Genomic DNA, 12,434 nt, shown 5'->3' with positions numbered 1-12,434 from the left:
TAGCCATGCTTGGCACAGCCATATGGCTCATCAGATCACCATCAATCTGGGCGCCAGACTGACGGTTAACAGCCAGACCGCCTCAGTCAGCGCCAATGCCGTCTGCATCACCGCAGGCGTCGTTCACCAGATCGAAGCAGATGAGATTTTATCGATTTATCTGGATGCCCTGTCTGCTGAGGCCCGAGCGCTGTCGATTGAGCCTGGGACGGGCCTCGCCTCGATCCAGGTAAACGACAGTACAGCCCTGCAAACGCTTCTGCACGAGCCCCGCACCTCGGCTCAGCACATTCGGGACGAGGTGCGCAACGTCCTTCGCCTGGAGTGCATGCCTGTCCCAGATACACGACTGCTCGCGGTATTTTCGGCATTAAACGAGTCGCTGAATGATCGGCAGGAACTGGCTCAACTGGTACACCTATCGCCCACCCGCTTTTCCCATTGGTTCGTCAAACAGACGGGTTTGCCGCTGCGCAGCTATCGCAGGTGGGTGCGCCTGATCGTGGCCCTCCAGCACATCGCCAGTGGCGACAACCTCACCCAAGCCGCACATAGCGCTGGGTTTGCCGATGCGGCGCACTTTTCCCATACTTTCCACAGCCTTTTCGGTATCGATCCATCTTCTGCGCTTGGGCATGTCAGCCTACGCGGCTGAACACAGCTTTTTCGTTCAAGCGCAGACCAGGCAACCAGAGCAGAGTGATAGCCATCGAACGGAGGACGCACGATGAGCAACTCACTCAGATTCATCATTCGCTGGTTCAGTTACCCCTTGATCTTCGCTGGCGCGGCAGCCGCGATGATCGGCATGCTCTATGCGGACATTCCCTACTGGCCAACCACTCCGCTCATCGCGGCGGGCGGCATCCTTCTGATCGCTCTGCTGGAGCGACTGCAGCCCTTTAGGGAGGACTGGCTGGAGGATCATCAGGACACCCGGACTGACCTCATACACCTGATCGTCAATCTGTCGGTGATCCAGTTCACCGCGACCATCCTGGCCCAGCTTGGCGATTGGTTTCCTGATGCGCTGAGCACCTTCCCCACTACTCTTCCGCTGTGGGGTCAGCTGATTATCGTGGCGATCATCCTCGACCTCAGCTTGTACGGCATGCATCGCCTGAGCCATCACCTACCCTGGCTGTGGCACCTGCATGCCCCCCACCATAGCGCTGAGCGCTTGTACTGGATGAATAGCGAGCGTCGGCACCCCCTGCACGCGGCCATCATGGCGGGGCCGGGCCTACTGCTCTTGTTCATGATGGGCGCTCCAGCTGCCGTGGTAGCCACTTGGTTCGGCATCCTCACGGTGCACCTGGCCTTTCAGCACGCCAACCTCGACTACAGCTTAGGCTGGCTGCGAAAAGTGATTGGCGTGGCAGAAACCCATCGCTGGCATCACAAACGCGACTTTGAGGATGCTCAAGTCAATTTCGGTGAGTTTCTGCTGATCTGGGACCACCTGCTGGGCAGCTTCTATGACAGCGCAGGCAAGCTGGCTAGCGCCGAGGTCGGGCTGCGTGATGAGCAGTACCCGACCGACTACCTAGGACAGTTGGTCGAGCCTTTCATTACGAGTGGCAAACAGGGGTTGGCAAGCAGGAAAGCTGGTTAGAATTGTGGGGATACCAGCATTGATAGTCGTCGCCGACGGCTCATGCTGCCTGTAATCCCTGAGTAGCTGTTCGACACGTGCCTCTACCCCCCTCAGAGTCGTAAACCCCAGCGCAGGCAACCCTAGAACAGCGGGCGGGGCCCCTTCCTGCGGCGATTAACGATCAGCGCTACCCAACGCCGCCCACCAGCACCTGCTTGTGATCGGCAGCCCGTGATACCCTTGCGCCCATTTCTAAACAGTTGGGGCGCGAGGCATCTACATGCGGGTCTGGCTCTATTCAAATTGGATAGCCAACCCGTCGCTCAACGGGTCGCAACCACCTGCTACGGCATGCACAACGCCTGGCGAACAACCCCAAAATCCGCCCCACGAATTTTAAAGACTTGCGCTAACTATCTGATGAATATGGCTACTCAGGATTTATCCGCTCATACCCCGATGATGCAGCAATACTGGCGACTGAAGAATCAGCACCCGGATCAGCTGATGTTTTACCGCATGGGCGACTTCTACGAGATCTTCTACGAGGACGCCAAGAAGGCGGCCAAGTTGCTCGACATCACCCTGACCGCGCGTGGCCAATCCGCTGGCCAGGCCATCCCCATGTGCGGGATTCCCTACCATGCCGCCGAAGGCTATCTGGCCAAGCTGGTCAAGCTCGGCGAGTCGGTGGTGATCTGCGAGCAGGTCGGTGATCCGGCGACCAGCAAAGGCCCGGTGGAGCGTCAGGTGGTGCGCATCATCACCCCCGGCACGGTCAGCGATGAAGCCTTGCTCGATGAACGCCGCGACAATCTGCTGGCCGCGGTATTGGGCGACGAGCGCCTGTTCGGCCTGGCCGTGCTGGATATCACCAGCGGCCGCTTCAGCGTGCTGGAGATCAATGGCTGGGAAAACCTGCTGGCCGAACTCGAGCGCCTCAATCCAGTCGAGCTGTTGATTCCGGATGACTGGCCACAGGGCCTGCCAGCGGAAAAACGCCGCGGCGCCAAGCGCCGTGCGCCCTGGGACTTCGAGCGTGATTCGGCGCTCAAAAGCCTCTGCCAGCAGTTTGCTACTCAGGACCTGAAGGGCTTCGGCTGCGAGAACCTGACCCTGGCTATCGGCGCCGCCGGCTGCCTGCTCGGCTATGCCAAGGAAACCCAGCGCACCGCCCTGCCGCACCTGCGCAGCCTGCGCCATGAGCGCCTCGACGACACGGTGATCCTCGACGGCGCCAGCCGGCGCAACCTGGAGCTGGACGTGAATCTCGCCGGCGGTCGCGACAACACCCTGCAATCGGTGGTCGACCGTTGCCAGACCGCCATGGGCAGCCGCCTGCTCAGTCGCTGGCTGAATCGACCACTGCGCGATCGCGTGGTGCTGGAGGCGCGCCAAGGCTCAATCGCCTGTCTGCTTGAGCGCTATCGCTTCGAGACCCTGCAGCCACAACTCAAGGAAATCGGCGACCTGGAGCGCATCCTTGCCCGTATCGGCCTGCGCAATGCCCGACCACGGGATCTGGCGCGTCTGCGTGACGCCTTGGCGGCCCTGCCAGAGCTGCAAACGGCCATGGCGGAACTGGACTCGCCACACCTGAGTGAGCTGTCCGACACGGTACGTACCTACCCCGAGTTAGCCGAGCTGTTGGCGCGCGCGGTGATCGACAATCCTCCCGCGGTAATCCGGGACGGCGGCGTTCTGAAGACCGGCTACGACGCCGAGCTGGACGAACTGCAGTCGCTCAGCGAAAACGCCGGGCAGTACCTGATGGACCTGGAGACCCGGGAAAAAGCTCGCACCGGGCTGGCCAATCTCAAGGTCGGCTATAACCGCGTGCACGGCTACTTCATCGAGCTGCCGAGCAAACAGGCCGAACAGGCACCCGCCGACTATATCCGTCGGCAGACCCTCAAAGGCGCCGAACGCTTTATCACCCCGGAGCTCAAGGAATTCGAGGACAAGGCGCTGTCGGCCAAGAGCCGCGCCCTGGCCCGCGAGAAGCTGCTGTATGACGAGTTGTTGGAACACTTGATCAGCCATCTTGCTCCTTTGCAAGACAGCGCCGCCGCCCTGGCCGAGTTGGATGTGCTGAGCAACCTGGCCGAACGGGCCTTGAATCTCGATTTGAATCGCCCGCGTTTCGTCGACGAGCCCTGCATGCGCATCGAGCAAGGCCGCCACCCGGTGGTCGAGCAAGTGTTGTCCACGCCGTTCGTCGCCAATGACCTGAGCCTGGATGATGCGACACGCATGCTGATCATCACCGGGCCGAACATGGGCGGTAAATCCACTTATATGCGCCAGACCGCCTTGATCGTCTTGCTCGCGCATATCGGCAGCTTCGTCCCGGCGGCCAGCTGCGAACTGTCCCTGGTTGACCGCATCTTCACCCGCATCGGCTCCAGCGACGACCTGGCCGGTGGCCGCTCGACCTTTATGGTGGAGATGAGCGAGACCGCGAACATCCTGCACAACGCGACCGAACGCAGCCTGGTGCTGATGGACGAAGTCGGGCGTGGCACCAGCACCTTCGATGGCCTGTCGCTGGCCTGGGCCGCCGCCGAGCAACTGGCCCACCTGCGGGCCTATACGCTGTTCGCCACCCACTATTTCGAACTCACCGTGCTACCGGAAAGCCAACCGATCGTAGCCAACGTGCACCTCAACGCCACCGAACATAACGAACGCATCGTGTTCTTGCATCACGTTCTGCCCGGCCCCGCCAGCCAGAGCTATGGTTTAGCCGTAGCGCAGTTGGCCGGTGTACCCAACCCCGTGATCCTGCGTGCCCGTGAACACCTGGCCAGGCTGGAAACCACCAGCCTGCCCCACGACTTGCCACACCAAGAGCCTGGCCAGGCAAGCACACCGCAACAGAGCGATCTGTTCGCCAGCCTGCCACACCCCGTGCTGGAAGAATTATCGAAAATCAACCCCGATGATCTAACGCCACGTCGAGCACTTGAGCTGTTATATACATGGAAGACACGCATCTAACGCATAAACACACAAGCTGTTAGAATCGCGCGCATTTTTACGATTGCCCGGTTACAGCCTGAGCCGTGGCTACTACTGAACGTCTGCAAGCCCTGCACATAAAGGGAGCAGAACGCTGCCCTAGGAGATAATCAGACCATGACCTTCGTCGTTACCGACAACTGCATCAAGTGCAAATACACCGACTGCGTGGAAGTCTGCCCGGTTGACTGCTTCTACGAAGGCCCGAACTTCCTGGTGATCCACCCGGACGAGTGCATCGACTGCGCACTCTGCGAACCGGAGTGCCCAGCCCAGGCGATCTTCTCCGAAGACGAAGTGCCCGAGGACATGCAGGAATATATCGAGCTGAATGCCGATCTGGCCGAGGTCTGGCCAAACATCACCGAAAAGAAAGAAGCGCTTGAAGACGCCGAAGAGTGGGATGGCGTGAAAGACAAACTGCAACACCTGGAGCGCTGAACCACATTCGGCGCTGACTAAAAGACCCGCCTCGTGCGGGTCTTTTGCTTTTCTTCAGGCAAAAAAAGGGGCGGTTTTACCCGCCCACTCTTTTGTCCCTATTCCCTCTATTTCCTAGCTCATCATCCTGATGAAGTTGCATCCCGCTACTGTCCTGGTCACCATCCTTAGCAACCCGTGTCTGTCCGTTGACACAGGTGTAATACTAGCGCTTTTCTGATTCCTCACAAGCCATGATAAGCGCGTCCCGGACAACCACCCCCTCTCTACAAAAATAATTATTCCATAAAAATCAGTTAGTTATATTTTACACAACCAATTAGTAGCGCTTTGCCAGCCCCTACTCACCGCAATCACTTACAGGCCGTGTAAGTCATCACTTACACGGCCACACACAAAAAACCCGGCAGAAGCCGGGTTTAGTGTGGTGAGTGCGTGATATCACTGAAATAAAGCGTCACTCGATAAACCATTCTTTTCCAGTATCTCCCTCAACCGCTTGAGTGCCTCCACCTGAATCTGGCGCACTCGCTCGCGGGTCAGACCAATTTCCTGGCCGACTTCTTCCAGGGTACAGCTTTCATGGCCGCGCAGACCAAAGCGGCGCACCACCACTTCACGTTGTTTGTCGGTCAGTTCTGATAGCCACTGATCAATGCTTTGCGAGAGATCATCGTCCTGCAATAGCTCGCATGGGTCAGTGGGACGATCATCGGTCAGGGTATCGAGTAGAGTTTTGTCCGAGTCCTGTCCCAGCGAGACATCCACCGAAGACACTCGCTCATTCAGGCCAAGCATGCGCTTGACGTCACTCACAGGTTTATCCAGCAGATTGGCTATCTCTTCGGCTGAAGGCTCGTGATCGAGCTTCTGGGTCAGCTCACGAGCGGCTCGCAGGTAGACATTGAGCTCTTTGACCACATGAATCGGCAAACGGATAGTTCGCGTCTGATTCATGATTGCCCGCTCGATGGTCTGACGGATCCACCAGGTCGCATAGGTCGAGAAACGGAAACCGCGCTCGGGATCGAACTTCTCGACTGCCCGGATCAGGCCGAGGTTGCCCTCTTCGATCAAGTCCAGCAGCGACAGGCCGCGATTGACATAACGGCGAGCAATTTTCACCACCAGACGCAGATTGCTCTCGATCATGCGCTTACGCCCAGCCGGATCACCCTTCTGCGCTAGGCGCGCGAAGAACACTTCCTCTTCGGGGGTGAGCAGGGGGGAAAAGCCAATTTCGTTGAGATACAGCTGAGTCGCGTCGAGCGCGCGAGTGTAGTCGATGTACTTGTGCTGCTTGCTGCTGGTGGAGTTTTTAGCCTTAGTGCGAGTGGGTTGCTTTTCAGCCTCCTCATTCGACACATCGTCCAAGACAATGCCCGGCTCCATCAGGAGTACCGCATCGTCGACGTCAAACTCCGGCGCTTCTTTTTTTTTGAGTGCCATTATTGTTGTCCCTTGCTGAGTTCGACAGCAAGCTCAGGCGGCGCCACTCTCCTTGGCATCACCAAAGCCCGTCCATCCCACGTGGAAGAACAGGCAGAACGCAGATCAACGGCGTGGCAAGTACTGCAGCGGATCGACAGGTTTTCCCTGGCGGCGAATTTCAAAATGAAGCTTCACCCGGTCGGCTCCTGTGGAACCCATTTCGGCAATTGTCTGCCCGGCTTTGACCCTTTGCCCCTCCTGCACCAACAGCCTGCGGTTGTGTCCGTAGGCACTTACGTAGGTATCGCTGTGTTTGATGATCACCAACTCGCCGTAGCCCCGCAAACCACTCCCGGCGTACACAACTGACCCATCAGACGCAGCTAAAACAGGCTCGCCCAATTCCCCGGCGATATCAATGCCTTTATTCAAACTCCCGTTTGAGGAGAACCGCCCGATGACCGTGCCCTTCGACGGCCAGGCCCAGCCAGCTGCAGAGCGCGGCACCGAGTGCACCGGAGTGGTCGCAGGCGTGACCTTGATTGGCGCTGGTGTTGTAGCCCCAGTACGCGCCGGAGGAGCTTGAATCGGGGCCACAGGTCGACTGACGGGCGCCTTGGTCACCAGCACAGGCGCGGGTGCCGCCACAACTTGACGAGTCGGCTGCCGGCCATCGAAACGGATCACCTGCCCGACTCGAATCAGATAGGGCGGCGCAATCTTGTTGCGCGCCGCTAAAGCCTTCCAATCCCAACCAAAGCGAAACGCAATCGAATAGAGCGTATCGCCCCGTCGCACTACATAGTGGCCCTTAGTAACAGGCTGGCGCTGCCGGGTTGACGCGCCACCTGCATGGTTGCGATCAACAACCTGCACGCCTCCTGGTGGAGGGCTGGCACATCCGGCCAATAAGGCGCCAAGAGTCAGGGCAGCCAACAGGCATCCAGCGCTAGCGTAGCGAATTCGCGGTTGCATGGCAGTTGAACTCACCCGGCTCTCCCGTTTTGGCGTCTAAGTATTGGCGCGTATTGTGCCGGAATTATTCGACGCAGCCAGCGCTTTGCTGACTGCGTCCTGCCAACCATTCCAACCCAAGCACCAGTGACACACCGCCCAGGGCCAACAGAATGGCCAGCATCAATTGTGGGTCCTGGCCAGTGATCTCGGCAAAGCGCCCTGGCAAGAGGTTGACTTGTGATAGCGGCACTTGTAGACCGTGACTGTCGGTTCGCCATGTCAGGGTCTCTTTCCATGGCCAGACCTTATTCAACGAACCCAGCATCAAGCCCGTCAGAAAAGCCAAGGCCAGGTCACGCCAACGCACAAGCAACCAACGTAGCACGCCAGCAAAGCTGACAATACCGACCAAACAACCGCTGGCGAATAGCACCAGCACACCCAGATCCAGGTTTTTGATCGCACCGAGAATGACCGGGTACAGCCCCAGCAACAGCAGAATGAAACTGCCGGAAATACCGGGCAAAATCATCGCGCAGATGGCAATGGCACCGGCCATGAACAGGCTCAACGGATCACTGCCCCACTGCATCGGTGATGCCACGGTGATCCAGTAAGCGAAGGCTATGCCGAAAACGAAACTGACTGCACGACTCCAGTTTCTGCGCTGAATCTCCCGCGCCACCATGTGCGAGGAAATCAGGACCAGGCCAAAAAAGAACGACCAGACCAAAATAGGCTGCTGAACCAATAAGTAGGTGATCAAGCGCGCCAGACTGACGACACTGGTCAGAATCCCCGCCAGCAAAATCAGCAGAAACGTGGCATTGGCAGCCTGCCACGCAGCGGCAACCCGGCCGCGCAGCAAAAGACCAAGCGCGGCAGGCACGCTGGCGATCGAGCGCAGCAACTCATCGTAAATGCCACTGATAAAGGCCACGGTGCCTCCGGAAACGCCGGGAACAACGTCGGCCGCGCCCATGGCGACGCCCTTGGCATATAGCAAAAAATAATTTTTCATAGGTCCATCTAGGCAAGAAATCAGGCCAAAGGCCCATTGAGCAACGGCACGAAACGCACCGAATCCAGTACGTGCCTGGAAAATCCATGCTCTTCGCGCGTGATTAATAACAGTTGTTGCACATCGCCGGCACCCACTGGAATCACCAGACGCCCCTCGGGTGCCAACTGGTCGAGCAAGGCCTGCGGCACCTCGGCGGCGGCTGCGGTCACGATGATGCCGTTGTAAGGCGCCAGTGCCGGCCAGCCTTCCCAACCATCGCCCCAGCGAAACACCACATTGCGCAGGCTGAGCTCCGCCAGACGCTCTTTTGCGCGATCCTGTAAGCCCTGAATACGCTCGACGGTAAACACCCGCTCGACCAGTTGCGCCAGGACCGCGGTCTGGTAGCCCGAGCCGGTGCCAATCTCCAACACCTTATCCAGCGGCCCAGCCGCCAATAGCAGCTCACTCATCCGCGCCACCATATAGGGCTGCGAGATGGTCTGGTTATTGCCGATTGGCAGCGCGGTGTCTTCATAGGCACGGTGAGCCAGGGCTTCATCGACAAACAGGTGGCGCGGGGTCCGGCGAATCACTTCCAGCACCTGGGCGTTAGACAGCCCCTCTTCATACAGGCGCTGAATCAACCGCTCGCGGGTACGCTGCGAGGTCATGCCGATGCCATGTCGATGCAGTTCATCCTGCTCGCGATTCATTAGAGCAAACCCTCAAGCCAAGGCTGCAAACTGCTGAAGCCATCCTGAAAGGTACGATCCAGCTGCAACGGCGTTATAGAGACGTAGCCTTGCATGACCGCATGAAAATCCGTTCCTTCGCCGCCGTCCTCGGCATCGCCGGCGGCCGAAATCCAGTATCCCTCTTTACCCCGCGGGTTAACCACCTTGACTGGCGCTGCGGCACGCGCACGATGCCCCAGGCGGGTCAGCTGGATACCGCGAATATGTTCCAGGGGCAGGTTGGGAATATTGACGTTGAGTACGGTGCGCGGCGGTAAATCGAGACGCTCATGGGCCTCCACTAACTTGCGCGCGAAATACGCAGCAGTCGGCAAATTCTCTGGAGAGCGAGACAGCAAGGAGAAAGCGAACGCCGGGCGCGCCAGGAAACGGCCCTCCAAGGCAGCAGCCACGGTGCCTGAATACAACACGTCATCGCCAAGGTTTGCCCCCAGGTTGATGCCCGATACCACCAGATCCGTCGGATACGGCAACAGACCGTTCAAGCCCAGGTGCACACAATCGGTGGGCGTGCCGTTCAGACTGATAAAGCCATTGGCCAACGTCTGTGGGTGTAGCGGACGGTCGAGGGTCAGCGAGCTGCTGGCGCCGCTCCTGTCCTGATCGGGAGCAATCACCGTGCAGTCGGCATAGTCGACCAGTGCAGCATGCAACGCGGCGAGGCCCGGTGCAGCCACTCCGTCATCGTTAGAAATCAGAATACGCATGGGTTATCCGTCTGCCCTGCAGGCAACAGATCGACGAGTTCGCGCACCAATACAGTGGCAAAGCATCCAGCCGGCAGGACGAATTCCAGTTGCAGAATGTCAGGCTCGGGATAATGCCACGTCAGGCTGCCAATGGGGAGGCGCAGTATGCGCCGTTCGTGCGCCATGCCCGCTTCAACCAACCATTCGACCAGTGGCGTATCATGCTGCGCGATGGCCTGTTCCTGCAGCTGCACCGCCTCACCCGCAGGTGACACGCCGGCGCCCCACAGCGGGCCGGTCGGATGCAGGTCGAGAATGGCCAGGCGCGGATCACTGCATTCCGCCTCGCCGGCCATGAAGAAGCTCCGACTGTCGGTAAAGGCCAGCAGGTCACCGACCCGGGCCAGATTCCAGCTTCCGTCGGCGACTCGCTCGGCCAGCAATCGATTGAACAGATAGCTGCGCGCCGCCGACAGCAGGCGCGAGCGCAGGTTGCGCCGCTCAGGCAAGACCTTGCGTTCGGCATAGACGCGAGCCTCATGGACATTGCCACCCTCGTAGCCGAAACGCTGCAGGCCAAAATAGTTAGGGATGCCCTGCTCGACGATACTCTGCAGACGCAGCTGCAAGGCATCGCGATCGGCATTCAGCTGAGTTAGGCGCAGAGTGAAGCCGTTGGCCGAATGTGCACCGCGCTGGAGCTTGCGCAGGTGGCGAGCGACCTTAAGCACTTTCAGGTCCGCCCCTTCTGCAGCTGCCAGCTCGGGGTCGGCCTTGCCCGGCAAATGCAGGCTGAACCATTGCCGGGTCAGTGCCTGGCGATCCTTTAGCCCGGCATAGCTGATCATCCGCAGTGGCACACCCGCGGCACGGGCGATGCGCCGCGCCGCCTCTTCGGTATTCAGGCCGCGCTTCTCCACCCACAACCAGAGGTGCTCACCCTCACCGGCCAGGGGGATATCCAGCACTTCATCGACCTGAAAGTCTTCCGCACTGGCCTTGAGTACCGCGCGACCACAGGCATCGCCATAAGCACGCGGGCCAAGCAGTTCGAGCTCAGTCATAGGCTGACCAACAACGCGACGGCATGCACCGCGATGCCTTCCTCACGCCCGGTGAAGCCCAATTTTTCGGTGGTGGTGGCCTTGACGTTGACCTGGTCCAGGGCGACTTGCAGGTCCTCGGCAATCAGCTTGCGCATGGCCTGGACATGCGGGGCCATCTTCGGCGCCTGGGCGACGATAGTGGCGTCGACATTAGCGACCGTCCAGCCCTTGGCCTGAATCAGGCCGAGTACATGCCTCAGCAGCACGCGACTGTCGGCGCCCTTGAAGCGCGGATCCGTATCGGGAAAGTGCTGGCCAATATCACCCAGCGCTGCGGCGCCGAGCAGCGAGTCACTCAACGCATGCAGTAGCACATCGCCATCGGAATGAGCGATCAATCCAAATCGATGAGAAATCCGCACGCCGCCGAGGGTGATGTACTCGCCCTCGCCGAAACGGTGCACGTCGTAGCCGTGGCCAATACGCATGGAAGCGGTCATTTCAAAATCGTGCCCTGAAAAAGTCAGGGCACGATTCTACAGGACTCGCAGCATCTAGGCGTTCAGTAGCCCGGATGAAAACCGGGAGCCACAGCGTATAACCTCGCCTGGAGTGCATCCGGGCTACTTCAGGGCCAGGGCATGATGACGAAGATGGTCGTCAATAAAGCTGGCGATGAAGTAGTAGCTGTGGTCATAGCCTGGCTGCAAACGCAGGGTCAGCGGGTGCTCTGCAGCCAGCGCGGCGGCCTGCAAGGCTTCGGGCTTGAGCTGGCTGGTGAGAAAGTCATCACGGTCACCCTGATCAACCAGCATCGGCAACTTCTCCGAGGCCTCGCTGAGCAGCGCGCACGTATCCCATTCGCGCCAGCGTGAGCGGTCTTCACCCAGATAACGGGAAAAGGCTTTTTCACCCCAAGGACAGTTCAGTGGATTAGTGATCGGCGCAAAGGCCGACAACGACTGGTAGCGCCCAGGGTTGCGCAAAGCACAGACCAAGGCGCCATGACCGCCCATGGAATGACCACTGATGCCGCGCTTGTCGCTAACCGGGAAATTCGCCTCGATCAGTGCCGGCAACTCCTGCACCACATAGTCATGCATACGGTAATGCTTGGCCCAGGGCTCCTGGGTAGCATTCAGGTAGAAGCCGGCGCCCAGGCCAAAGTCCCAGGCACCGTCGGGATCGCCCGGCACTTCGGTCCCACGCGGACTGGTATCGGGCGCGACGATGATCAAGCCCAGCTCGGCGGCAAGCTTGTGTGCACCGGCCTTCTGCATGAAGTTCTCATCGGTGCAGGTCAACCCCGACAGCCAATACAGTACCGGCAGCCTGGCGCCCTGCTCGGCCTGCGGCGGCAGGTAAACGGCGAAGGTCATATCACAACTGAGTACGTCCGAACGATGACGGTAACGCTTATGCCAGCCACCGAAGCTTTTCTGGCAGGAGAGGTTTTCAAGAGTCATATTTTCAGCTCACAGCAAACAGGGG

The 12,434-nt window shown here is 59.3% G+C and carries 12 protein-coding genes; 4 read left to right on the top strand and 8 right to left on the bottom strand.

Annotated elements, in window-relative coordinates:
- Positions 1–22 precede the first annotated feature (22 nt).
- The 4 genes from TMS3_RS10515 to fdxA all read left to right on the top strand — a co-directional run bounded on the left by TMS3_RS10515 (position 23) and on the right by fdxA (position 5,059).
- On the top strand, positions 23–655 hold the full coding sequence (locus TMS3_RS10515; protein ID WP_235576631.1) for an AraC family transcriptional regulator: 633 nt from the start codon (positions 23–25) through the stop codon (positions 653–655).
- Between the two features lie 72 nt (positions 656–727).
- A complete protein-coding gene (locus TMS3_RS10510; protein WP_025165237.1) occupies positions 728–1,615 on the top strand; it encodes a sterol desaturase family protein in 888 nt (295 codons plus the stop codon).
- 402 nt (positions 1,616–2,017) lie between these two features.
- Positions 2,018–4,597, top strand: coding sequence for a DNA mismatch repair protein MutS (gene mutS, locus TMS3_RS10505; RefSeq protein WP_025165236.1), 2,580 nt, complete (start codon positions 2,018–2,020; stop codon positions 4,595–4,597).
- Positions 4,598–4,735: 138 nt separating this feature from the next.
- Complete coding sequence (gene fdxA / locus TMS3_RS10500) at positions 4,736–5,059, top strand: ferredoxin FdxA (protein ID WP_025165235.1); 324 nt, start codon at positions 4,736–4,738, stop codon at positions 5,057–5,059.
- A 441-nt stretch (positions 5,060–5,500) separates the two neighbouring features.
- Here fdxA and rpoS read toward each other — a convergent pair whose 3' ends face one another.
- The 8 genes from rpoS to fghA all read right to left on the bottom strand — a co-directional run bounded on the left by rpoS (position 5,501) and on the right by fghA (position 12,409).
- A complete protein-coding gene (gene rpoS / locus TMS3_RS10495) occupies positions 5,501–6,508 on the bottom strand; it encodes an RNA polymerase sigma factor RpoS (protein WP_025165234.1) in 1,008 nt (335 codons plus the stop codon).
- Positions 6,509–6,613: 105 nt separating this feature from the next.
- Entirely contained in the window at positions 6,614–7,465 is an 852-nt protein-coding gene (locus TMS3_RS10490) for a peptidoglycan DD-metalloendopeptidase family protein (protein ID WP_051394218.1), read from the bottom strand.
- Between the two features lie 64 nt (positions 7,466–7,529).
- Complete coding sequence (locus TMS3_RS10485; protein WP_025165232.1) at positions 7,530–8,468, bottom strand: DUF368 domain-containing protein; 939 nt, start codon at positions 8,466–8,468, stop codon at positions 7,530–7,532.
- Between the two features lie 20 nt (positions 8,469–8,488).
- Positions 8,489–9,124, bottom strand: coding sequence for a protein-L-isoaspartate(D-aspartate) O-methyltransferase (locus TMS3_RS10480; RefSeq protein ID WP_200929645.1), 636 nt, complete (start codon positions 9,122–9,124; stop codon positions 8,489–8,491).
- A gap of 41 nt (positions 9,125–9,165) precedes the next feature.
- Complete coding sequence (surE, locus tag TMS3_RS10475; RefSeq protein ID WP_025165230.1) at positions 9,166–9,915, bottom strand: 5'/3'-nucleotidase SurE; 750 nt, start codon at positions 9,913–9,915, stop codon at positions 9,166–9,168.
- Entirely contained in the window at positions 9,903–10,961 is a 1,059-nt protein-coding gene (truD, locus tag TMS3_RS10470) for a tRNA pseudouridine(13) synthase TruD (protein ID WP_025165229.1), read from the bottom strand. Before truD ends, surE begins: the two co-directional genes overlap by 13 nt.
- Entirely contained in the window at positions 10,958–11,431 is a 474-nt protein-coding gene (gene ispF / locus TMS3_RS10465) for a 2-C-methyl-D-erythritol 2,4-cyclodiphosphate synthase (RefSeq protein ID WP_025165228.1), read from the bottom strand. The genes truD and ispF overlap by 4 nt, the downstream gene beginning before the upstream one ends.
- 135 nt (positions 11,432–11,566) lie before the next feature.
- On the bottom strand, positions 11,567–12,409 hold the full coding sequence (gene fghA / locus TMS3_RS10460; RefSeq protein WP_025165227.1) for an S-formylglutathione hydrolase: 843 nt from the start codon (positions 12,407–12,409) through the stop codon (positions 11,567–11,569).
- Positions 12,410–12,434 lie beyond the last annotated feature (25 nt).

The organism is Pseudomonas taeanensis MS-3, from assembly GCF_000498575.2.
GTDB classification, from domain to species: domain Bacteria; phylum Pseudomonadota; class Gammaproteobacteria; order Pseudomonadales; family Pseudomonadaceae; genus Aquipseudomonas; species Aquipseudomonas taeanensis.
The sequence above is the reverse complement of the archived record's forward strand: the minus strand, read 5'-3'. Positions and strand labels throughout refer to the sequence as shown.